This is a genomic window from Bradyrhizobium sp. URHA0013 (assembly GCF_000518345.1).
In the GTDB taxonomy this organism is placed as follows: domain Bacteria; phylum Pseudomonadota; class Alphaproteobacteria; order Rhizobiales; family Xanthobacteraceae; genus Bradyrhizobium.
In genome coordinates, this window is sequence record NZ_JADK01000014.1 from 21,746 (window position 1) to 45,388 (window position 23,643).

The 23,643-nt window shown below is 56.5% G+C and carries 13 protein-coding genes and 1 tRNA gene; 7 read left to right on the top strand and 7 right to left on the bottom strand.

The window, feature by feature from the left end:
• Positions 1–238 precede the first annotated feature (238 nt).
• Entirely contained in the window at positions 239–2,089 is a 1,851-nt protein-coding gene (locus N551_RS0118865; RefSeq protein WP_051462833.1) for a calcium-binding protein, read from the bottom strand.
• A 524-nt stretch (positions 2,090–2,613) separates the two neighbouring features.
• On the opposite strand from N551_RS0118865, the gene N551_RS0118870 reads away from it, so the two are divergent.
• Positions 2,614–2,688, top strand: a tRNA-Thr gene (locus N551_RS0118870).
• A 359-nt stretch (positions 2,689–3,047) separates the two neighbouring features.
• Here N551_RS0118870 and N551_RS0118880 read toward each other — a convergent pair.
• The 3 genes from N551_RS0118880 to N551_RS35875 all read right to left on the bottom strand — a co-directional run bounded on the left by N551_RS0118880 (position 3,048) and on the right by N551_RS35875 (position 11,056).
• The gene (locus N551_RS0118880) at positions 3,048–3,965 is read right to left on the bottom strand and encodes an alpha/beta fold hydrolase (RefSeq protein WP_027568223.1); all 918 of its coding nucleotides are present in this window, start codon (positions 3,963–3,965) and stop codon (positions 3,048–3,050) included.
• On the bottom strand, positions 3,953–4,615 hold the full coding sequence (locus N551_RS36665; protein ID WP_197031163.1) for a serine aminopeptidase domain-containing protein: 663 nt from the start codon (positions 4,613–4,615) through the stop codon (positions 3,953–3,955). Before N551_RS36665 ends, N551_RS0118880 begins: the two co-directional genes overlap by 13 nt.
• Before the next feature lie 120 nt (positions 4,616–4,735).
• A complete protein-coding gene (locus N551_RS35875) occupies positions 4,736–11,056 on the bottom strand; it encodes a non-ribosomal peptide synthetase (RefSeq protein WP_051462837.1) in 6,321 nt (2,106 codons plus the stop codon).
• Between the two features lie 310 nt (positions 11,057–11,366).
• Here N551_RS35875 and N551_RS0118895 point away from each other — a divergent pair, with 310 nt between their 5' ends.
• Both N551_RS0118895 and N551_RS0118900 read left to right on the top strand, forming a co-directional pair.
• Positions 11,367–12,830, top strand: a complete 1,464-nt coding sequence (locus N551_RS0118895) for an oligosaccharide flippase family protein (protein ID WP_027568224.1) — start codon at positions 11,367–11,369, stop codon at positions 12,828–12,830.
• A gap of 1,333 nt (positions 12,831–14,163) precedes the next feature.
• Positions 14,164–14,877 carry a hypothetical protein gene (locus N551_RS0118900; RefSeq protein ID WP_027568225.1) on the top strand — a complete coding sequence of 238 codons (714 nt, stop codon included), beginning with the start codon at positions 14,164–14,166 and terminating at the stop codon, positions 14,875–14,877.
• A gap of 132 nt (positions 14,878–15,009) precedes the next feature.
• Here the strand turns inward: N551_RS0118900 and N551_RS0118905 are convergent, their stop codons facing one another.
• Together N551_RS0118905 and N551_RS0118910 are read right to left on the bottom strand one after the other, a co-directional pair.
• On the bottom strand, positions 15,010–16,125 hold the full coding sequence (locus N551_RS0118905) for a GNAT family N-acetyltransferase (protein WP_027568226.1): 1,116 nt from the start codon (positions 16,123–16,125) through the stop codon (positions 15,010–15,012).
• Between the two features lie 12 nt (positions 16,126–16,137).
• On the bottom strand, positions 16,138–16,968 hold the full coding sequence (locus N551_RS0118910) for a glycosyltransferase family 2 protein (protein WP_027568227.1): 831 nt from the start codon (positions 16,966–16,968) through the stop codon (positions 16,138–16,140).
• An 867-nt stretch (positions 16,969–17,835) separates the two neighbouring features.
• Between N551_RS0118910 and N551_RS38170 the strand changes: the two genes are divergently transcribed.
• Together N551_RS38170 and N551_RS38175 are read left to right on the top strand one after the other, a co-directional pair.
• On the top strand, positions 17,836–18,099 hold the full coding sequence (locus N551_RS38170) for a hypothetical protein (protein ID WP_155809803.1): 264 nt from the start codon (positions 17,836–17,838) through the stop codon (positions 18,097–18,099).
• A 968-nt stretch (positions 18,100–19,067) separates the two neighbouring features.
• A complete protein-coding gene (locus tag N551_RS38175) occupies positions 19,068–19,250 on the top strand; it encodes a hypothetical protein (RefSeq protein WP_155809804.1) in 183 nt (60 codons plus the stop codon).
• A gap of 220 nt (positions 19,251–19,470) precedes the next feature.
• Here N551_RS38175 and N551_RS0118925 read toward each other — a convergent pair whose 3' ends face one another.
• Positions 19,471–20,931, bottom strand: a complete 1,461-nt coding sequence (locus tag N551_RS0118925; protein WP_027568228.1) for an undecaprenyl-phosphate glucose phosphotransferase — start codon at positions 20,929–20,931, stop codon at positions 19,471–19,473.
• Between the two features lie 303 nt (positions 20,932–21,234).
• Between N551_RS0118925 and N551_RS0118930 the strand changes: the two genes are divergently transcribed.
• The gene (locus tag N551_RS0118930; protein ID WP_197031165.1) at positions 21,235–22,176 is read left to right on the top strand and encodes a heparin lyase I family protein; all 942 of its coding nucleotides are present in this window, start codon (positions 21,235–21,237) and stop codon (positions 22,174–22,176) included.
• A gap of 141 nt (positions 22,177–22,317) precedes the next feature.
• Complete coding sequence (locus N551_RS0118935; RefSeq protein ID WP_051462840.1) at positions 22,318–23,313, top strand: glycosyltransferase; 996 nt, start codon at positions 22,318–22,320, stop codon at positions 23,311–23,313.
• Positions 23,314–23,643 lie beyond the last annotated feature (330 nt).

Below are 23,643 nucleotides of genomic sequence, written 5' to 3' on the forward strand. Positions count from 1 at the left end.
GCGGGAGGAGTGTCGTTAGATGCTACTCCCGCGCGAACCGAGCGCCTACGACCGCGTCAGCAGCACCTCACCTTGAATTGCGCTGCCGCTTTGCGAGCTTCAGTCCGAAGTTGGCCGCAAGCCGTCCGAGCAAATGGCTGGAGCAGGCTGAGCATTCTCTTGCTGGTCACAGGAGAATTGCTCCGCGTTGCCCGGCGAGATTAGGGCTCCAAGTCAGGACTGATTCCAGTAGCGTCGCTTAGACGGCGAAGATGAAATCGTGGGCCGTTAGCACATGCGCGCTATGCACGACCACTTCGTTCCCAGCGCTGAACGTTATCGTGCTTTCGTTCGTGGTCATATCGAACGCTGCAATGTTCAGCTGGCTCATATTGGTTATACCCAAGCCGGCAACGTCGATATGATCTCTTCCCAGGGCGGATCCGCCGCCTTGTCCGAAATCCTCGATCTTGTCGTGGCCGTTCCAGGCAGCGAAGACGAACGCATCATTTCCGCCCCGAGCATTGCCCAGCATCAATTGGGCATCGCCCCACATGTCATCATTTCCGGTCCCGGAGATGATGGTGTCAGCTCCACCCCGGGTGTGGTCGGCCATCAACTGTGCGTCGCCAACCAACACGTCGTTGTAACTGCCGATCGCTAAACCATTGGCATCGTTCCCGCCGCTCAATACGTCGTTCCCACCAACAGCATGACCATATATTTTCTCGGCGTCGCCGTAGGCGAAATTGAAGGAAGCCTCTCCGCCGGTGAAATGATCGTTGCCTCCGCGAGAGTTGCCAATCATTTCCGCGGCGTCGCCAACGAACGTGGTTGTCGAGTTCAAGACGCCTACGAACGAATCGTTGCCACCCCGTGCGCTACCGAACATCTGACCGCCAGCATCGCCATAGAACAGATGCGTTGTTGTCAGGCTGGTCGAACCGATTCCTGAAAAGGAGTCGTCGCCCCCAACCGAGTGGCCACCCATGCTGGCGCCTACGTCACCGTAGAACGTCGATGATGCCTTGGATACGAACATGACGTCGTTGCCACCATGAGCGTTTCCGGATGCATCTCCTGCGGCGTCTCCATAGAAGAGGAATGACGTGGATCTTATCCCAGTGCCGCTTCCCGTAAACGAGTCGTCGCCACCGGTCGCATTAAGGAGCAAATTGCCGCCAGCATCCCCGTAGAATGTGGCCGCTCCGCCAAATCCTCCAACGGTGACCGTGAAGGAATCGTCTCCCCCCTGCCCGTGATCCGTAATATCGGCGCCCGCGTCGCCGTAGAAGACGCGTCCTGGGGGAGTCAGGGTCGAACTTATGATGGCTACGTCGTTCCCGCCGTTGGCATGGCCGGAAATGTTTCCGCCGGCGTCACCATAGAACGTCGCTCCGACGCCGGTTAAGAGGTCATCGCCGCCGTGGGCATGTCCTGCCAGATTTTGGCCTGCATCCCCGTAGATCGTTAGCGCGCCGTCGCCGCCCGACGAGTTGATCTTGTCATTTCCGCCAGACGCGTAACCTAAAACGGAACCCGCTGCGTCACCATAGACCGTGTACTTGCTGTTGAAGCCAATCACCGTGGTGAATGTGTCGGTGCCTCCGGACGCATGCCCGAGCAAGTCGCCGCCCGCGTCGCCGACGAACACGGTGCGAGCAATTGTCTTTCCATAAAACGTATCGTCGCCACCGGCCGAAAAGCCGGACATGTTTCCACCGGCGTCACCATAAAAGTAGTTGCTCGAGTGGATACCCGTGTCGCTGCCGGCGGCCACCGAGAACGAGTCGTTTCCGCCCTTGGCATGCCCCGAGGCGTTGCCGCCTACGTCACCAAAGAAAGTGTTTTCGGAGCTTCTGTCGGCAGTAAAGGTGTCTGCCCCGCCGACTCCGAAGTCTCTGATCGCTGTAACCCCGTCGCCAAAAAAGATGTTCGTGGATCTGGCCCCACCGGTGAAAGCATCGTCTCCACCGACCGCGTGATTTAGTATTGCCTTTTCGGCGTCGCCCACGAAAACATTATAAGAATTATCGTCACCGATATAATCGTCGTCAGTTCCGTCTTGATGGCCGCGCAGGTTTCCCCTTGCCAATGGAACCTTTTTCATGCGACGCTCCTCGAAATTTCATGGTTTATTTAAATTAAATAGCAGCCTGATTGTCCATCTACTGATTGTCAATGTGATTTCGTTTCAAGGGTCCCCGTTCATATTTGCGGGGCTTATGAATGATCAAATTGTAATTTGAACCCCTGTCGTTGGTCGACTAGTTTACTCTTTATTACTTTATTCCATCAAGTAAAGTGGAGTGATCATGAATTGCTCCGACGGCATTTCCGTCCAGGCTTTGCGCCAAAGGATGCAATGGATGACACAGCAAATCGATGAATTGCTGGAGCTCCAGGGGTTCGCGCGGCCGACACCAAGCGCTCAGGCCCTGACTTGCGATCGGCCAGTCGGCGTCAAGCTCGCAACCCGGGGCAGCGCAGCAGCTAGATCGGGATCCCGGAATCCCGTGCCAAGGCAAGCAAAGTTGCCTTAGACGAGTTCTTACGATGATCGGGAAGCCGATTAACTCTCTTCTGTCTTAGCTCTGTTTGAATGCGCGTTATTGCTTTAATGTTTTTTCTCTAGCCGGTTTAGCTCAGGGTAGAGCGCCGTCATCGTATGACGGAGGTCGGGAGTTCAAGTCTCTTCAACCGGCACCAGTTTCGTGCAGACCAGATGAGTGGCCGCCATACTGGCCCCGGGTCGTCGGCTTGTGTCCGGCGCGTCGCTCTCGATTAGCTTCCCGACATCACCATTTCCGAATTCGTGCTCGAGCACGTCAACGACCTCAAATCGCCCCATAAGCCACTCGCTCAATAGACGCGCCGGATGGCGTTCTGGCTCTCCTAAGCGACTACGGCAGCCACAATCTCTCCGAAGAGTGGATTGGTCCTCATTCTGACGCGCTGTGGTCGCTGGCCCGCGGGCGACGTGCTTATTTGATTAGTCGAGTGAACCATTGCGAAGCGTTGAAGAAGCGATGGTCTCCGCGCGCCAGAGACGCCAACCCGGCTTTGTTTTAAGCGAACCAGAGGTCTGCGACATCGATCTTTGACGTCGGCTGACATTGCGAGCGTTGAAACGTCGTGGTTTCGCACCATCGTGCGAGCAGTTCGTCGAGTTCGTCTCTCGGCTTCATGGAGCTGAAGGTGTGATCAGCCTCCTGAAAGAATTCCAACTGCAGTGATGCACCGAAAGAGACCCTGGGAAAGGCGTTGATGAATTGTTCGCGGTAGGTTTGACGAGGCGCATGGTGACGACCGGTACAAACAACCAAGAGCTTTATCCCTGCCCGGGTGGTAACTCCATAGACCTTCTCAAGCGAGGCCTGCGCGTCCAATCCCTGATACACAAGATGCTGGGGGCCCCCCTCTCTACGAAGTACTCGTTCGACGATGCGCCGAATGAGCTTGCTCTTGTGCAGACGGAAATCTTTCCAGCTCCGGACATCGCGCAGACGGCGATAGAAGTAGTCGATGAAATAACGAGTGGTCGGAGGGATGTAAGGATCGATCAAGACCAGTCCGACGACCCGCTGATCTGAAAAACCATACAGGATCGCGTGATCGGCCCCGGAACACAGGCCGACCAGAACGACCCGCTGAACTCGACGCGTCGTCTGCAGCCAGTCCAGGGCCGCTCCAATGTCTCCGAAGTTGGATTGGAGCAGAGGTTGTTCGGATGAGTGCGGCGAGCTGTCCCCAAGGCCGGAGAAGTCGAACCGCAGAACTGTAACACCGGCCCGCGCAAGCTTCCGTGACATCGATACGTACATTCGATGATGGCCGACGCGATGAATCGTTCCGGTGTTGAGGATGACGACCGCCAAGTCGCTTTCGCCACCCGGCCCGACAGGGTCTACGACGATTCCGACGAGACTCTTCTCCGGACCGAATTGCGCAACGCGTTCGACGATTTCGTGCTCTATCGCAGCCACTCGGTGATCCGTTCAAATATCTCGACTGGCAAGCCCTCTTCCTGCTCGGCGGAATCTTTCCAGGGGGAGGACGCCTTCAAGGTTACAGTCTCGCTGTTGTTCGATGTGCTTCGGATATTGAAGCCAGGGTTGTGGGTCTCGCTGAAGATCGTCAAAACCCTTGGGGCGGGGGGTATCTCCTGCGAAAGCAGATCAATGGAGTTGAGCCCATGAACAAAGGACGATGACACCAGGAGGCCACCCAATTCAGACGCCGCGGCGTCTGATGCGCCACTCATCGTCAAATCAAAAGCCCTCATATGATGGCCGCTCCGCCAATCCCGCAATTCTTTTACGTATTGGGAGCCGGATATGATTGGCTCCCACAGTACGATGCTTTCGACGTCGGCAGGGAGGCGAGGCGCCAGTTCGACGGCAAGAGTGGCGCCAAGCCGCATGCCGACGATGACGATACGCGCCCTGCCGCTTAGCTCCTTCAATTCTCCCAGCGCTGTCAATATGTCGTTTTTCCAGCCACCAAGTTCAGCGTCGACTGTCTCCCCGCCGGAATCTCCAGCGCCAAAATAGTCGAACCTCAGCGTGTCAAAACCAGCCGCGCACAGGCGTCTGGCGAGAATTCGCATCGCTCGGTGCGCGTTCGTATACTCCATTCCCCAGGAGCCGCAGAGCAACACCGCCCCAGCGCCAGCGCTGCGCACTGCCGGCTCATATGCCCCGAAGAGCCGCCGCTGTTTTGATCCGAAGAAGAACGGTAACATCGACTGAACTGGCTAAGCAGTCTTACGAGCGACAACTTCGGCGATCTGTCGCAGAGTTTTGAAGTACAGCGTTCGCGGATCTAGCGCCAGTCCAGTGCGCTGCCTGATGATGCCCACCATTCTCACTGCCAGGAGCGAGTGACCGCCCAGTTCAAAAAAATTATCATCTGCATGGATGCTCCTTGCCTTGAGTAAATCATGCCAGATGTCGGCTATCAGCTTCTCTGCTTCTGAAGCCGGCGCCGCGCGCTCCTCGGTCGCGTGTGCGCCAACAGCGAACGGATCCGGCAAAGCTTTACGATCGATCTTTCCGTTCGGTGTCATGGGCACGCTATCAACGTTCACAATGAGAGCGGGGATCATGTAGTCCGGGAGATACGTCCGTAAATGGCTTCGCAACTCGCTGGCAGTTGGCTCCTCGTCCCGACAGACAACATAGGCGACCAGACGGTTGTCATCCGCCGTTAGTTCGCGCGCCACAACGACCGCTTCCGTCACGGCAGGATGCTGCCGCAACGTGAGTTCAATCTCGCCGGTTTCGATCCGAAAGCCACGAACCTTGATTTGGCTGTCAATCCGGCCGAGATGGAACAGTTCGCCAGAGCAGCCCCATTTACCAAGATCGCCCGTCCTGTAAGCCCTCTCGTTGCGATCATTGGCGAAGCGATCGTGGACGAAGCGGTCGGCCGTCAATTCCGGACGACGGTGGTATCCAACGGCTACGCCTTCCCCTGCTATAAGGATTTCGCCTGGAATGCCGATCGGTGCCAACGCACCTTCGCGATCAACGACGTAAATGCGTGTATTGTCTATCGGGCGCCCGATTGAAATAGCCGCTTTATCGGGCTGGATCCTCATCACTGTCGACCAGATAGTCGTCTCGGTCGGGCCATATAGATTCCAGAGTTCGCTGACTCGCAAGAGCAGCGCATCAGCGAGATCGCGAGAAAGAGCCTCGCCGCCACAAAGCGCCTTGAGCTCTTTGCTTCCATCCCAGCCGCTCTCAATCAGCATGCGCCAGGTCGCAGGTGTTGCCTGTAGCACCGTAGCTTCGCTTTCGGCAATGAGGCGCGACAGCGCAGTCCCGTCGGAGGCCGCCTCCGCGGACGCCAATTCAATTCGGGCGCCGACGCTTAGCGGCAAGTAGAGTTCGAGGCCGGCGATATCAAACGAGATCGTCGTTACGGCCAACAAGACGTCATCCTGATTCAGGCCGGGAGTACGTGACATGGAGACCAGGAAGTTCGAAAGCGACCGGTTCGAAATGGCAACGCCTTTTGGCTGCCCCGTCGAGCCAGACGTGTAGATGATGTATGCAATGCCCGACAAAGAGAGTTCGTGATCTGCCCCAGCATCCGCTGTCTCGCCGGCGGAGACGAGGTCCTCGTATACAACGATGCGAACACCGGCCGGCGCCTCCAGCCGCTCCTTCGATCGATCGTCAGACACAACTACACTGCAGCCGCTGTCGTCCAGCATGTAGGCGAGGCGCTTTGCCGGGAAAGACGGATCGAGGGGAACGTAATGGGCGCCTGCCTTTTGTATTCCAAGTAGCACAACGATCAGCTCAATCGATCGCGTCATACAAAGTGCGACACCAGCACCGGATCGAATGCCCAGGTTTTGAAGAGAGCGCGCTACCGCGTTGGCCCGCTCGTCGAGAGCGGCGTAGCTGATTGTTTGGTCCTTGAAGGATATCGCCGTGGCATCTGGTTGCCGGTCGACCTGGCGTCGGAACATGGTGAGGAAGTGGGAAGGACTGGCGGATGCCGAGGGGGCGTTCCATTCTCGCAGGAGCAGCTGCTTTTCGTCCGACGGCAGCATCGAAATCGAAGCGATGCTCAGGGCCGGATCATCGACGATGCCTTCCAGTATCTGCAGATATTGGGCGGCGAAGCGCTTGACCGTGCTCGGCTCAAACAAGTCAGTATTGTACTCAAAGGTCACCGTATGCGACAGCTGTGCGTCAATCGATACGCTTAATTCGAACTGCGCGCCGCCTCTGTCTATGATGGCGGGCTCCCATTTCAATTCGTCGAAGGTGACGCCGTAGAATGGCGCATTCAGCATGTTGAACATCACCTGCACCAGCGGCGCTCTGCTGTTGTCTCGTGCCTGATGTACTTCCTGAACGAGCTTGTCGAAAGGGACGTCCTGATGCGCATAGGCATCCAAGGCCGTTGCACGTACTCGCTTTAGAAAGTCCAGAAAGCGCGGAGTCCCGCCGAGATCGACGCGCAGCGCCAGCGTATTGACGAACGTACCGACCATGTTCTCCATGTCGCGATGCGTGCGGTTTGCTATCGGTGCACCGATCGCAAAATCGGTCTGCCCCGTCAGGCGGAACAGTTGAACCGCAAATGCTGCAAGCATGGTCATGAACAGCGTGCCGCCCTCGTTCCTGCTCAATTGATCGAGCTTGGAAAGGAGCGACGGGTCAATCGGCAAGACGTGACTGGCCCCGTTGAGCCCACGCACCTTGGGGCGGGCGAAATCAATGGGCAACTCCAGCGCGGGGAGTTCATTCAACTTTTTCAGCCAGTATTCCAGCTGGCCACGTGTCTGATCTTCGGGTTGGTGTCGGTGCTGCCACTGGGCATAATCCCTGTAATGCAGCGCTATCGGTTCGAGGCCGACGGGCCGGCCTGCGCGAAGAGCGTTATATGCGACCGCAAGTTCGCGGCCGACAATGCCCACCGACCATTGATCGCCCGCAATGTGGTGGAGCGTCAATTGCAAGAGGTGCTCGTTGTCCGCAACGCGAAAGAGCGTCGCACGAAGAACCGGTCCTCGGGCAAGATCAATGGGCACTCTCGCCTCTGCCTGAGCTCTCTGCAGCGCCTCGGTGAGGGCTCCAATTCCGAATGAGCGCAGATCGGTAACCACAAGCTCTTCAGGGTGCCACGGCTGAATCTTCGGTCGGACTTCGCCATCCTCCTCGAAATAGATCGTCCGGAGATTCTCGTGTCGCTGGCGCAACTCATCCAGAGCGCCGGAAAACGCACGAACGTCCAATTGCCCAATGAGCCGGATCGCGCCACTTAGATTGTAGGCTGTGTTGGTCGGATCGAGCGACTGGATGACCCACATGCGCTGCTGCGAGTACGAGAGGGCATCAAGCTTCTCGGATGAGGGCTCGATCTGAGGTCTGATCGCAGACCTCTCGACCGCCTGAAGCGCATCGTCGATGCGACGGCTCAAGGCCGCGAGGGTCCGCGCCTCAAAAATGGCCTGTAGGGGCAATTCGACGCCGAAAACGCGAGTTATCCGCGAAGCAACCTGCGTCGCCAGCAACGAATGTCCGCCGAGGTCAAAAAAGTCGTCGAGTCTGCCAAACAGGTCGGTCCTTAGAACCTCTCGCCAAATGTCGTAGAGAGCTTGCTCAGTCGCGCCCTGCGGCGGAACACTTGATTCGGGAGATCGAGATTCTCCGGGCCATTCCCTTGCGGCAAGCGATTTTCGGTCCAGTTTTCCGTTCGCGTTGAGCGGCATTCCAGCCAATCGCACGAAAGCAGCCGGATGCATTGGTTGAGGTAGTGTGCGCGAGAGGACATCCCGGATCGTCTGCATGCGCGGTCCTTGCTCTGGATGAACATCGGTGTAGTAGGCAATCAGCTGCGGTTGCGCAGCCTGATCCTCACGTACGACAACAGCCACCTGTCCGATCCCCGGGATGCGGGCCAAAGTGAGCTCGATCTCAGGCAATTCAATTCGGACACCGCGAATTTTGACCTGGAGGTCATTGCGGCCAAGAAATTCGATCGCACCATCTTCGCGCCAACGACCGAGATCACCGGTCTTGTAAAGCCGCGCCCTCGGAACCGAATGATCGAAAGGATCCGGTACAAATCTCTCGACGGTCAGTGGCTCATTGTTCAAATAGCCACGACCGACGCCGGTGCCCCCAATGTAGATTTCGCCGGTAGCTCCGAGCGGCACCGGCTGCATAAATCGATCGAGAATGTAAAGCTGGAGGTTCGCGATTGGGCGCCCAATAGGTACAATCCCTGCCAACTCGGTTTCGCTACAATCCCAATGGGTGACATCGATGGCGGCTTCCGTTGGGCCGTATAAATTGTACAGCTTCACCCATGGCAGCGCAGCGAGACATCGTCGGGCCAGGCTGGCTGACAGCTCCTCGCCGCTGCAGATCACGCGGCGCAGCGTTTTGCAGTCCTCGAGACCGGGGCCCTCGAGGAACGTCGCCAGCATCGACGGGACGAAATAGATCGTAGTGACCGCGGTCTCTCGAATGACCCGCTTCAAATAATCTGCATCCAGGTGGCCTAATGGTTCAGCCACCACGAGCCTCGCCCCCGCAAGCAGGGGCCAAAAAAACTCCCAAACGGATACGTCGAATCCGAAGGGGGTCTTCTGCAACACAGCATCATCGCCGGTGAGACGATACTCGTCCTGCATCCACTGAAGGCGGTTAGCGACGCTCCGATGCTCGTTCATGGCGCCCTTCGGAGCGCCCGTAGAGCCCGAGGTGTAGATCACGTAAGCCAGGGACCGTTCGGTCAGTCCAATTTCCCGGGGGGCGATATTCTCGCCGGAATACCGGGCGATGTCGTCGGCATGTGCATCAAGTAGCACGATCTCGGCCGTTGACGCAGGAAGACCCGCGCGCAAGCCCTGCATGCTCAGTACGATGGATGGCGCGACGTCGGCGAGCATCGCTGCAATTCGATCTTTGGGAAGCGTGGGGTCGATCGGGACATATGCTGCGCCACACTTCAGAATCCCCAACAAGGCGATCACCATCTCGGCGGATCGTTCGAAGCAAGCGGGGATCAGCGTGCCTGGCCCGGCACCGCGTGAGCGGAGAAAATGGGCCAGCTGGTTCGCGCGGTAATTCAATTGCGCGTAAGTCAAGGAAGCGTCGCCAATAGACAGCGCTGTGGCGGTTGGGACCGTCTTGACCCGCTCCTCGAAAAGCTCGTGAATCAAGCGGTCGTCGTAAGATCTCTTGGACGAGTTGAATCGGCGCACGACGTAATCGCGTTCAGTGGCTGACACAATGTCGACGCGGCCACAGATCGTCTCCGGCGTCACGGCACATTGGTTCAGGAGCATAACCCACCGGTCACGGTGTGCTTCGAGCTCACGCGAGGAATACCGGACGGAATTGGCTACAATGTCGAAACGATAGCCGGTCTCGTTATCGTCACCATAGTAGACAAGCTGGATGTCTTCTACCCGCCAATTTCCAAGTGGCCGACGTCGAATCCTGCGCCCGGCAAGTTCCACGCTTTGATCCAGTGGAGTGTAGTTTACGAAGGCTGAGTAGATATTCGGTTGACTGGGGGATAAGCCCAAGTCACGGCGCAAATCTTCGGCGCGATAGAGTTGATGCCGGTAAGCCTCGCGCAGGGCGCGTGCCGTCCGGCCCAGTAATGAGTCGAAGCTCTCATCCAGGTCGATGGACAGCCGGACGGGAATGATATTGGTAGCCAGGCCAACGGCGCGTCTTGGTCGAGGCCCCAGCCGGCCGCCGACCTGCATTCCCAAGACAAGATCACTTTGTCCCGTCATGCGGCAGAGATAAAGCGCCGTCGCTGCCATCAAGACACAAGGTATGCCTGCCCCATGCCTGCGTCCCAAGACCTCCAGATTGGAGGACAGCGGGATTCGGCCCGTGATTTGATTGACGTCCGGGCCGGGGGGTAAACGTCGCGTGGACAAGGTTACGGGAGCTGGCGGATCCTTGAGGACGCCGAGCCAATAGCCATGATCCCGCGCGCGCTGGGCCGATCCCTGGTAGATCAGTTCGGCTTCCAAAAGGTCGTTGAATGGCCCGACCTTGTTGGAGAGAAGCTCCCGGCCACTCACGAACCCATTGTACAGTTCGAAGATTCTGCGAACGACGAGCGCCCAACCAGCTCCATCGTTCGCGATGTGATGATTTACTGCATACCAAAAGTAGTGTTCGGCTTCGATTCGAAGTAGTGCAAAACGAAACAACGGGCCTTTGGACAATTCAAAGGGCCGCGCCATGTCGGCCCGCATCCATGCCTCGGCGGCAGCGTGCGCATCGGGCTCTTCGCGAAAGTCGAGATGGTGCATGATCCAATCATCGTCGCTTCCTGTGTACTGTCTTGGACCAGCATCAGTCTCGATCACGCGCACACTTAACGCATCGGCTTCTTGTACGGTCGACCGCACCGCTCGTTCGAAGGCGTTCTCGTCAACGGCATGGCAAAGTTCGATGCATTCGCCGATGTTGAATGCGGGGTCGCTCCGGTCGAGCGCCTGAGCCAGCCAAATGCCTAGCTGACCTTGCGTTAGAGGCAGAAGTTCTGAATTCTCTAAATTTGAATTATCAAAGTCCAAGGGGAAATCTGCTCCCGGCCGGTCCGAAATTTACCGTCCTCAATCACTTCGCAGCTATGCTGTTGCGATACCACAGATTTCATAATACTGGAATAATCTACCGCGACACCAATATTCGCGAGCATAGGATTAACGAAGCGCCCAACGGGGAACCGCAGCGCGATTTGTCCAAGGCGCGGAAGTGTGATTTCGGGTGTGTCGATTTGCCGCCGGATACTTAACAGCGCGACGTGGTGCACTGCCCCCGAACAGCTTGAACGGGGCGCCCTGAAAGGGGGACGAAGCCCACAAGTTCCATGGAGAGCTCTAGATGCACGTGAGGCGGGCCTTCCTGTGGGCTACGTTCGGACGATACCTCGTCATGTTAATCAATCTCGCGGTCGCAATTGTCGTCGCAAGACTGATCGGACCTGCCGCCTTTGGCGTTTCAGTTCTCGGCAGCTCAGCTTTTGTCATCGCGGAGGCGCTGCGTGAACTGGGCGGAGGCGCCTATCTGGTTCAGCAGAAGGAGTTAACCCTCAAGAAGATCCGTACGAGCATCACGACGAGTGCTCTTGTGTCGATCGCGACATCGTTCTGCCTGTACTTTGCAGCCACGCCGATAGCTCATCTTTACGGGCTGCCGGAGGTCGGTCCCTACATTGAGGTGGCCGCTATCGGCTATCTTCTCGGTCCCTTAATTTTTCCCGCTTTTGCGCTCATGAGCCGCGAGATGGCTTTTGGGTCCTTTGCCTTGGTGAACACATCGATGTCCGTCGTCGGTGGACTCACAGGCATATGCTTGGCGAAACTTGGTTTCGGTTACATTTCGCTGGCTTGGGCGACTGTTGCGTCCGCGGCTGTGGGAAGTATCCTTTGCTTTTGTCTTCTGCCCGATCGCTCGATATATCTTCCGTCGTTGGGCGATTGGCGTGGCGTGCTGGGATTTGGAACCTTTGATAGCGCGGCAGCCCTCATGGCAGCGGTTGGCGAGTATGCTGCCTATCTCGTCATCGGAAGGGCGCTGGACTCCGCGAGCGTGGGTATCGCGCAGCGGGCTGTCCTGCTATCCGCGTTTCCAGAGCGCGTGATACTTGCCGGCGTCGGCGCAGTTGCGCTTCCGGTCTTTTCGAGAAGCGCGCGTGAAAAGTCTGATACAAAGAAAATCTATCTCAATGCGCTTGAATTGATCACTGCGGCACATTGGCCGTGTTTGATCCTGCTGGGCGTCCTTGCGGCGCCGTTGGTCAGGTTGCTGCTTGGGCCTCAATGGCTCGAGGTGGCGCCACTTGTTTCAGTCCTGTGCGTTGGCGCGGCTTTCTCGTTCACCTGGACTCTCCAGTACCCAGTGCTTGTCGCGCTGGGAGCAGTCAGATCTTTACCGCTTCTGGTAGCTGGGCAGGCCATGCTTAATATCGCAGCGGTTGCCCTTGGCGCAGGTCATGGCCTCTTGGCGATCGCGTGGTGCCTGGTCGGCTTAGTGCCCCTGAGGGCTTTGATCGCCATTGCTGTGGTTCGCCAGTATTTGCCCTTCAGCTGGGCTGAACTGTTCGTGGCGCTCCGAAAGAGTGCTGCTCTTGCAATCTTCAGCGCGCTGGGCCCGATCTACTTGCTCATGACGCATGGCGGGTCGGAAGGCTTATCGATGGAAGCGGGGGGGCTCAGTGTATTGCTGGCCGCCGCGGGATGGAACGTCGGCTTGGCCCTCACGCGACATCCAATTCGTCACGAACTGGTCCGTGCAGTCATGATGTTGAAACGGAGCCTTGAAGGACGGCTAAGTCGAATAAGCTAGATGGAATGTGCCGTTACGACTCATCCAGATGCGCGCCGCATCGGAGATGCACAACTCGCGCCAGCTGGGTCGATTTAGGCGCGGTGAATAGCACGATGTAGCAACTGAGTAGGCCAAGGGTCCGGCTTCGAAACGCTGGGTTCGTCGCCAGACAAGATGGTCACTTGCTGTTTTCGGCCCGACACGGGGCGAGCAATCATCGCACTGGCATAAATCGCCAACGCGAGCGCAGCGGTCAGTAGCGCACCCACGGACAAAAGCAGAAGCCATATGACTGACATTCGGTTCCCCTCGAAACGCGCTCGCCGTGGCGCACGAACGGCTCGCCAGCATTCGGTAACGAACGCCAGCAAGACTCATCCACCACCCACCGCGAATCGTGGAACCCAAATCTGGCGACTTCTGGGCGCGATGAACGCTAAACAGTCGACTAACGGTCGGATGCAAAATTAGTTCAAAACTAATTAACGTTGAGTTCCGCCAGCGTCGCGAAATTGCGGGAACTACGGGGCAGGAAACTGCGAACCGGAGCGGGAGTCGGGTTGGCCCAATTGAAAGATTGGATTCTTCAATGACTGGTTGTAGTCGTGTCCCCGGCTCTTATTCTAACGCAGAGGACGCGTCCCGTCTTGAAGGCGTGGTGCATCGGGAGAATTTCGTTGGTCAACCTACGTTGAGTGGGGCAATCCTGAGTTCACATGCCCCGCAAAGTACACGCCGCGACGTGTTTGCCTACTTCCCAAGGCACCAGCGGTTGGGAACATCGCGCGCAACTGCACGGTAGCTCCAAGAGCCGAAAGGACTTACGGCCGTCTCGTTGAAGAACGTGGCAGTCATGACTGTCGGATAGCTGAGGCGTTCACCGACGATCGGGCAGCCGGCATAGACCGGATGATTGAAGTTGGCGTAGTTAGGGCCCCAAGAATAAGCAAACGTGCCCCCGTAATTGCTCACTCGCCGTCCCTTCGCGTCTGCGGAGGCCGTTAGAGCGAGCACGATAATGGCTACAGTTCCGGCCAAACGGGCCGCTGAATTGTTCATAAAATTCCCTTTCGTGATGAGTAGGCGAAGCGCGGCAACTGTGGCCCGATTTGGCATATCACCCCAGTTTAGCAGACTCCGCGACTTGTCTTCCTGTTTTCTTGGCTGATCGAGGCGTGCCTGCCTCGGCCCTTGGTGTCTTGGCCAATCCGGGTTGAGGAATCGCCCCTCCGAAGCTCAGCTGAAAACTGCAATTCCGTCGCTCAGGTCGTTCCCGGTTTGTTTCGTGCGAGGTTGCGTTGCTTCGCATGCCCAATAATATATTTAATTATTTAAATGAGATGATGTGAAAATGTATATCGCCGGCGGGGCTCTCCTGGTCGTTGGATTTTTACTTTGCATTTCAGTCGCTTGGGCTGCGTTGGGCTTCGTCCTAATGAGCTGCGGACTTATCGGCTTCCTGATCGCAGATAGACGAAAAAGAGCACGGGAAATTCAACTGGCAGCAACGTCGGCTCAGACGGCCCCCTTTATTTGTGGCTCACCCACTCCGACACAAAGGGGCGAGGTGCTACAGCAAGAACAGAGTTGGCAGCTGCTGATGGACGCAGACCCTGATCTTGCAAGGATCGCCACAATCCTTGCGCGGTTTGGACCGCGATACGTCGACCAATTGGCCACCGTGTACGCCGTATTCGACAGGAAGGACTTTCTGCCCATCATACTTGAGATGATTATCAGCGCCGACAAGTCGTTGAGCGAGGCGCTGGCAGGGCAATCCGACTTTGGGACCCACTATAATGACCCCATTCGGGAGGTTGCGATTGAGGAAAGATCGCAGGTTTGGTCGGCCAGGACAGACGAAGACGAGATGTCAGTCCAACCGCGCGTATTGCATCGCGAGCGCGATGAACCGCTGCCTGCAGATATTGCCGTCGATGCATCTGATCCTGAAACGCCCGACCTTGATGACGAAGACAGTCTCAGGAAATTGTTCGACAAACTGCTCGTTGACGAAAAGGTCGTGGATACCTTTGGTGCTCCGCCCGAACTGAGCAGCCGGTGATGTTGCAGCCGGTCAAGCACCGATGTCGCGGCGGGAATTCGAAAAAGGGACGATAGGCCCCGGGCGTCAAACGCGGCGAGTGCTCGCCGGCGGCGAAGGCATTGTCGATGTGACGCGCGTTTACGTCGACCCTTATGGCAGCACCTTGAGGGCACCCCGTCGCCAAATTTCAGATTTTGCGGCGAGCTGGCTGCGCACCGATGTTGTTGATTGCACGATGTCATGAAGGACGATTTCAGTAGGAAGCCAGCGCAACTTCGATTGATCTTTGCCCGTCGAGAGATTGAGACGCCGGAAACCGTGCTCGATCGACCATTTCATGATCTCAACGACGAGAGTCGTCATTACTCCGTATTTCTTCCAGGCAGGGTCGAAACCAGAGAAGTAGAGATATAAGTCTCTATCGAGGACGAAGGCGATCCGCGATGCAACAACAGCTCCGTTGACTTCAAGTTCGAAGAAGCGAACGAGACCGCGTGATCCCAGCGCGTTGATGACTTCATTCAAAAACTTGCGGCTCTGGCTCGTCTGAAAGTTGTCGCGATGTTGCCTCATGTCGGCTGCGGACGACCGAGCTTGATGAAGACGGAAAAACCGGCTCAGATTTTCATCGACGTTCGAGTCTTCCGCCAAGCGAAGCGATGGCTTGTGTCCATCGCGGTCAAGGAACTCGTATCCCTTCCGGATGCTCTTGCGGGTGTTGTTGGAAAGTGTTGCGTGAAGGGCTTCCCAGCGATCGGGCAAATCGACGATGTAGTCAGGAAGTAGACGTTCGGTCCTTAGCTGATGGCTGGGAAGTTGGTCAATTGAACCCGAATGGATGCCACTCCACTTCAACAAGTCCCAATCCTGTTCCCGTTCACTGAAGTGCTTTGCAAGTGCATGTAACGCGTCTTTTTGTCGTTCAGCCTTACATACTATGCCACGGACTTCGGTGAGACTTGGATCGGTGCCAAAGAACTGAACCTTGCACATGCGGATCGGGCCAAAGCCTGGCTCGAACGTCCGCATCAACGGAGCGATCGCAACGAGTTCGCCGTCCTCCTGCCGGACCTGGTGCAAGAAGAACTGGTCGCGCCTCAGCAGTCCGGAACGCGCGAAGTGCTTCCACCACAGTTCGTTCCATATTGGCGAAGTAAACGGTGTTCGAGGTTCCAAACTGCAGTCAAGGCGCTCCCACTCTTGCCGCATTGGGCCGAACGCCTCCGAAAGCGATACTCTGCCGACAATTAGCGGTTTTTTCGTCATGAAATTGTTAGCTCACACAAACTTTAATACCGAACGAGCAAATAGCTTCATTACGTAAAATTCAAGGCTGCCCCACGTCGACTTATACCTCGCGTTGGTCCGGGATTGAGCCGCGCGAAGATCGTCGAGATCCGATTGGGTGAGTTCGGGGGCATGCATGAGCGAGGGGCTTCCGATGCGATATTTAAGTCCAATTCTATCGAGAAAGTACACGTCAAATTGCCGCATCGCTCTCGAATACAGATCGACGTCCTCGCGAAGGCGGAGGTGAGGATCAAACCCCTCGAGTTGTTCAACGCATTGGCGACGCATGATGCCCGCGCTGCATACCATCAATGCCCAATGAAACATCAGACAAGCCGCAAAAGCCCGTCGCGAGTGAAGACGTTGACAGAAGTTGGCGAGCGCGGCCGCTTTCTCAAAGTACTCCTTTTCGCGTTGCAGCTGGGTCGCTGAACAACTGCCGAATGGATCAATTCGACAAAAAACGACACCTACGTTCGGATGCTTCTCAAAGGTTGCCTTGACAGCGGCATAGTGCCCGGCCGGAATGATGTCGTCATCATCGAGGAAGTGCACGAACTCTCCGCGGCCGCGGGGCCAGCCGAGGTTTCTCACCGCACTGGGAAAGCCGCCAGTGGGCTTGGGGTTCGCCAAGTAAGATACTCGCGGATCGGAAAGGCTTGAGACGACCGACGCCGCAGACTGCTCGGGGCTATCATCAACGACAACAATTTCGATCTCGACTTCGACCTGCGCGAGCACGCTGGAGATGGCCTCGCGGAGCTCCGTCGGGCGTCGGAAGGTCGGAATGACGACCGTGAAATCGACGGATCTCACCATTCATCACCAGAATTTGAGAAATATGAAAAAGCACACATTGAAATACGGATTAGTATCATGATCGAGAGCTGCTTTATAGGCTCAAAATTTGCCTTCATGAGTTAATGCTCGATCCTCAAGGAGGTGCAAGGCAACCGGACCCAAGAATCGCGCGAAGTTGAATTGTGCAAAGCATGGTCGACCATTTGCCGAGCGAGGGCTTGGACCCGGTTGAGACAGACCGGATCTCTCCGAAGCTTGCAGATTCCGGTCCCGTGCTCGCCGGCCTCTCGACCTGCGTCGGCTAGGATGTCATCGGTCTTGCACCTTGCTCGCGGGCTTGGCCACGACAATTAGACGATGAAGTTAATTCCAGGGGCCAGGAGACCCTCGTCCGCCTCCCTGAGGCAAGAAATTGCACAGAGGTGACAAGCCGGTCCCGACTGGCAAGTTCTCCAAAAAAGTGTAGGATTAGCGTACTGCGAGGAGGTAATTATGCGACTGGCTCTTGCTCTGCTCTTCATGACTACATCGGCAGCGTACGCGCAGAACTGCCAACAAGGTTATTATCCGTGCGGGCAGAGCGAGCTCTCGAGCGGACGCAACGGGGGCACCACGAATTGGAGCGATGGAGACGTCTCCCGGCGCTTTGGAAGTACGTCCTACAGCAGCAATGGGACGACCTTCCAGACCTATGGCAACAACACGTACTTTGACAATGGCGCGACGGCGCAGTCGTATGGGAATACGACCGTTTTCAGCAATGGTCGCTCCTGCCAACGCTTTGGAAATAATCTGTTCTGTAACTGAGTTAATTGGTGGGTTGGGTAGTTTGAGGGCGCCCATGTATGGGGCAGGCATAAAGCTCGCCCCGAGGATGGGGAGTTTATGACAGCTAGCGATCGCTTCTTCGATTTTCCTTATGTCTACCGCTGGGCCAATAAGGGCCGGCAAGGGCAGCGTTGCCGCGTACTGGTGGTCGGAACACTGTACGCCTGCCTAGTTGAGTTTCCGGATGGTTTTAAGATGGTGAGTACGGTCAATGCATTGAAGGAAGCAGAGATTCCTTCTCCAATGACGCCAAGCAAGACCGCGACCACAATGCTTTTTCACCAGGGTAATCTCACGGCTGACGGGATCAATGGACTGTAGGTTCGGCCGTGACTTGGCCGGCTAGTCCCTGCGAAAAGCCGCTACCCGCGTTGTCTCAGACTGGTTCGCACAGGCTTGGGCCGGGTGCCGCGAGCGATGCTTCGATTAGGCATCTCAAGCGAAGGCGTCTGCTTTCGCTCAATTTAACCGTGCCGAGCATCAAATCGCAGCTAATCAAATATTAACTATACTTTGGGATGAATTAATTCGTTCCACCAATGACCGTTGCCGGGGTCCACGATGGCTAGGCGTTTCGTCTTCGTGCTAGCCGCAGCCTTGTCCCTCTGCGGATGTTGTAGGGAGCCAGGAAGCTTCAGTCCTCATTCTGCACGTGCCGTCTCGAACTGGGATGGCTTGGCGCCAGCGCCCGACCAGGGACGCATTCCTCGCCGACACGGTGATATCGGCGGCGCAAGAGCCCGGGCCATAGACGTGCAGCAGATAGCTGCGGAAGCTGATCCTTTTGATGAAGACCTTTCCAAGCTTAAGCGATATTCCAAGGAGTGGGTCGCCGCTTTTGACGCTTCGAATCGAGCCGCAGATGAAAGGCTGAATAAGAAGCTTGTCATTTGCCGCGGTTGTCTGTCTCCCGAAATAGATGACCCAACTGGATCGATCGTTTCGCGTTAGCCGGCATGTCAAGGTTGCAGCTCGACGACCAGCTGCGCGGGCTTGTGTCGCCTCGTCGCCGCACGCGGTCATTTGACACTCAACGCAAGCCGAAACTCGCTTCCCTGGTATCGCCTTGTGAGGTCAGTGAGCCTTGTCTGATCAAGGGACTCGCGCTTTGGTTTGTCATTTCTAAACCAAGAAGATCGGCCAAAGGGAGCCAGTTAGGCATTTGCCAACTCGATCGCTGTTAACGGGAACAGGCCATCATTTGAATCCGCGTTAGGCACTCATCAAATGGAGTTCCGCAATGAACAGGCGCCGAGCAAAGCGTGCGAAGACCTATAAGCTTGCCAAAGATGTCGGTTGATCGCGGCGGTTTCGATCTTTGCGTCGTCCACGATCGCACCGACCGTGGCCTTTGTATTGAACTGGCGTTCGGTGCTGACTGCCTGCCCGATGCATTCGAACTGAGCTTTGACAGTTTCGGACAAGCCATGCCTGCAAGGTCATTTGGCGCGACGACCGAAGCGCTGGAATAGAATTTTGTGCTGCTCCTCCCGAGTCATTGCGGAAGCGCAGAGCTTCGCTGAGAGTGGTTGCAGGCTGACCGATCGTTCAATGCTGCAGTAAAGGGCGAGAACTGCTGTCACACGGGTCCGATTGTCCGGAAGGGCTCTTCCCGCAGAAGCTCACTCGATCGGAGTACGAATTCCGTGGTGACGCGGACGTGAGGAGAGTCTTCAGCTACGCTGCTTAGCGCTAATACGCGTTGCGCTGCTTCATCACCTCGAAAAGCGTTCGGACCAGAATCTTGACATCGAGCTTCATGCTCCAGTTGTTGATGTACCAGAGATCCAGGCGAACCCTTTCGGCAATATGGTCAAGTGACGGTGTGGCGCCCCTTGCGCCGTTACATTGAGCCCAGCCGGTGATGCCCGGCTTGACGTGCTGACGAACGGCATAGTTGCTCAGCATCTGTTCGAATTGATCGTCGTGAGCCAGGGCATGCGGGCGAGGCCCTACCAGCGACATCTCACCTCTTAAGACATTGAATAGTTGCGGCAGCTCATCGACGCTTGTCGCTCGCAATATTCGTCCAATCTCTGTCACCCGTGGATCGTCCCGCGTCGCTTGCGATACGGTCGGGCCGTTGTCCTGGCTCGTCATCGATCGGAACTTGAATATCTTGAAGCGCCTGCCGTTGAACCCTTTCCGATCCTGCCGGAAAATGATGGGCCCGGGAGTGTCGAGTTTGATTGCGATTGCTGTAATCGCGATGATTGGTGAAAAGAACAGCAGGGCCAAGACCGCCAGAGCGATATCGACCGAGCGCTTCATCAAACATTGAGCTTCGCTTAGCGGGGCACTCTGAACGTTAATTGCCAAGGCACGGAGGCATTCCGGCGCAGCACCGCGCGTGAGCGTGCGAACGTTGGCGTCAGGCAGGAGCCAGGCGGCTGTTGGAGTGGCGCTTATATGATTGCATACGAAATCGAGGCGTTTCGTGTCGGCCCACGGCAACGCGAGTAGAATTTCCCGACAATCGTGTCGTCTTGCAAAGGCGGCTGCCGAATTCAGGATTGTCGCGTCTACCGAGGAAGCGTTGGTCGCATCCGCATCGCGAAGCATGAAGGTCTTCACGTCTCCTGTGCTAAACTCCGTTAGCAAGCTCTGTTCTCTCAATGCGGCGAACTCGCGCGGCGCGCCTATCACTACGATAGGACGCCATCCGATGACCTTGTGCGATACGGCTGCGGCGAGAAATGTTTTCGCGAGGCTCCGCCCGGCGAACAAAAGGAGCGGCGCGAGCATCGAAAAGGCAACCAATGCGCCGCGAGAATAGCTGGGGCCTATCTTGAGCAGGAATGCGAGAAGGGCCAACAACAACGCCGTGATAGACCAACAGGATGCGATCCGGCTGATTTCGAGCCGCGGTCTTATCGCCTCCGTGAAATTGTAATGGCCCTTTCCGCCCATTCGAAGAATGTAAAGAAGGCCTGAGAGGATCCCGATCGCGCAGTAGGGAAGCAAATTGGGGAGCTCGTGGCTAAGTAGCCAGTCGTAAGATCCCCCGGCTACAATGCTCGACAGGAAAATAATCGAGAGGTCTATCGTCGACAGCAGATAGGGGACGACGCTCTCGGAAATGCGAAAGGGAGTTGCTGCGCGTGCCGGCCCGATCGCATTGACTTCGTTACGAAATTCCGTGCTATCTGACAAAGTAACACCCGAGATTAAATTAACTCATGACAATTGATTTAAAATCTCATTAAATAAAAAATGAATTATCAGGCTTGTATCTTGATATTGCCAGCCGCGCAAATATTAAATTCATATTTTGGTGCTGGAGGCGGAGATAAAATCCCTCCCGGCGGCTAGCCCGAAGTTGGCGACTAACCGAATTCAACGAGGGGCGGCGGGATCACGCAGTCTCGGACACGTCCCGCAAACTTCGATCAGCCTGGGATCGAGTTTCAGAATTGTCCTGCAAGGTGACCGATTGTGTTGAAGAGGGCTCTATTCGTGTTTTTTGTTGCTGCCTCGCCTGCTGGCTTGGCGCAGCAATTCCCTGACCGACCGGTGAAAGCAGGAGATGAGGCATCCTCGCCAACCCCGGATTCATCGAGAGAGTGCCCCGCCGTATCTGCTGGTCAGCGGCGGGTGAGCTATCGGCTTCCGCCACACAGGCAGGTGGTAGAAGGCGTCACTTTTGCCACGAGCTGGGAAGATATCCCGACGGGGGGCTGGTTCGGTCGGCAGGCGGTGGACGATTGCCGAATTCGGGTCGACGGGTTTCGGACCTGGCACGGCAAGGCTGCAGTTCGGGTTGAGGTGCAGGCGAACGACGACCCGCTTGCCCTGAACGCCAACAGCGAACGGGCCGAAATGTTCTCGATGCAAGACATCGGCGGGAGAGAGATCACAGAAGGCATCTGGAGCGCAGTTCAGTATTACGCCACCAGCTACTATTTTCCGAGCAACTGGCGGGGGCAGCAACTCCCTTGGTCGGCATTTGCTCCGGCCCGTTGCTCGGCTGACAAGAATGCGTGCAACAGCTGGTCCTTTGTTCTGCAATTTTACGGGTGGGGTGGGCTCGTTGCAGCTCAACGAGAGGTGGGGGGACCTCAGCGATATCTGTTTAATCAAGCCGAGTTTTCCGATAGCGGCCGCTTAGCGATTGGTCGATGGACGGATTTCATATTCAGGATCGACTGGCGCACGGGCACGTACGCGATTTGGCGGCGTAACGAAGGTGAGAAGCCGTTCAGGCTGGTACTGGAGGGCATGTCCAGGGTTCCGCCCGGGCGGCCAATATATGTGAAGCAGGGACTTTACCGCGGTGGGAAGGTCGAAGGGCGGACCGATGTTCTTTGGATTGGTCCGACGGTTCGGGGCGCGACCTTTTCTGCAGTCGAGCGTCAAGCATTTGATAGCAATGACGGGCAAACAGATGGCCGCGACTAGGTGTGCTCGGCGAACGTGTGCCGGCGAAAGTCAGAGCGTTCAGCATGTCTCGAGGTGCCGGCACACCTCGATGGATTCGGCACCGGGGTCCCGCTAGAGTGTCATTCTGGCCCTGATTTATCGGGGCATTACAGGTCGAAAATGATTAAGATCAGCATTATTATCAAGACGCTCAACGAAGAGGCCAATGTCGAAAAGGCGATCGAGAGCGCGCTCGCAGCAATTGCCGGTTACGAGGGTGAAGTCATTGTGTCCGACAGTGCGTCGACCGATCGCACCGTAGCAATAGCAACGCGGTTCCCTACGTCAGTCGTCGTATTGGAGGATGCCTCGGAAAGGCGATGCGGCGTCGGTCCCCAATTGGGCTTTCAACATAGCAAGGGCGAATACGTTTACATCCTCGATGGCGACATGGAGCTTGATGCGGGCTTCATCAAAAGAGCCATTGCCATCCTCGACGAGCAGAAAGAGGTCGCGGGAGTGGGCGGATACATTCATGAGATGCGTACGGATAACCTTGAACTCCAGGGGCGGATCAAGCGGTTCCAGCGCGCGCGCCGGAAAGGCCGGCTCGATGTTGATTGTCTGAATGGAGGCGGTCTCTATCGGCGTGCGGCGATTTTGCGGGTGGGATACTTCTCTGACCGCAATCTTCATGCGTTCGAAGAGTACGATCTCGGAGTTCGCCTTCGGTCGGAGGGGGGACGGCTTGTGCTGTTGGAAGACAAGGCTGTGGATCATTTTAGTTATGCGATGGGTACCTGGCAGCTACTTTGGCATCGCATTTTCAGTGGCCGCTTTTTGAGCTCCGGTGAACTCTTTCGGGCAGCACTGGCCAGCCAATACGTCGGACGGGTGTTCCGCGAGGTGCGAATTGTCCCAATCTCAATCGGCGTGTGGGCCTATTGGGCATGCGCGGTCCTGGTGGGACTGCTGACCCAGCCAGCCCCGGTGCTGTTGACCGCGCTTGCGATGCCGATAGCCGTGATGACTGTTCGAACGAGATCGCTGAATCTGGGACTCTTCAGCGTACTGACATGGCATCTTTCTGCCGCCGGCTTTGCTGCTGGTATTCTCAAGAAGCGCTGTCCGCCGGCGACGCCAATAAGAAGTAAGGTGGTCCAGTCGGCGGCCTAAGTGAGAGCGAAATGCTGCAATGCAGCGATTCTGCCGGCGTTCAAGCTGAGCTTTTCCCTGGCTGGTTGGGGCGTGTCGATTCGGATGCCGCCTCTAGCGCCCCGCGACCATCAAAAATAGCGGTCCGTTTACTCGAATCAGCTAGAAAGTTCGGGGTAGGAGCTCCAATCGACAGATCGAGCGGCCTTGGATGCAATCGCGTGTGCCGAAGCCGGTTATTTTCTGTGCTTTTTGGGGAACACTTAATTGAGAATATTAAATTGGACGCCTCAGGTCACCCTACCCTGAAGCTCTAACGTGTTAGAGGGGAGTTGAGACGGGGGGGCGCAT

Coding starts and splice junctions, on each gene's coding strand:
- N551_RS0118865 (WP_051462833.1), bottom strand. CDS start 2,089: ATGAAAAAGGTTCCATTGGCAAGGGGAAACCTGCGCGGCCATCAAGAC.
- N551_RS36665 (WP_197031163.1), bottom strand. CDS start 4,615: ATGGAGTATACGAACGCGCACCGAGCGATGCGAATTCTCGCCAGACGC.
- N551_RS0118895 (WP_027568224.1), top strand. CDS start 11,367: ATGCACGTGAGGCGGGCCTTCCTGTGGGCTACGTTCGGACGATACCTC.
- N551_RS0118900 (WP_027568225.1), top strand. CDS start 14,164: ATGTATATCGCCGGCGGGGCTCTCCTGGTCGTTGGATTTTTACTTTGC.
- N551_RS0118905 (WP_027568226.1), bottom strand. CDS start 16,125: ATGACGAAAAAACCGCTAATTGTCGGCAGAGTATCGCTTTCGGAGGCG.
- N551_RS0118910 (WP_027568227.1), bottom strand. CDS start 16,968: ATGGTGAGATCCGTCGATTTCACGGTCGTCATTCCGACCTTCCGACGC.
- N551_RS38170 (WP_155809803.1), top strand. CDS start 17,836: ATGACAGCTAGCGATCGCTTCTTCGATTTTCCTTATGTCTACCGCTGG.
- N551_RS38175 (WP_155809804.1), top strand. CDS start 19,068: ATGTCGGTTGATCGCGGCGGTTTCGATCTTTGCGTCGTCCACGATCGC.
- N551_RS0118935 (WP_051462840.1), top strand. CDS start 22,318: ATGATTAAGATCAGCATTATTATCAAGACGCTCAACGAAGAGGCCAAT.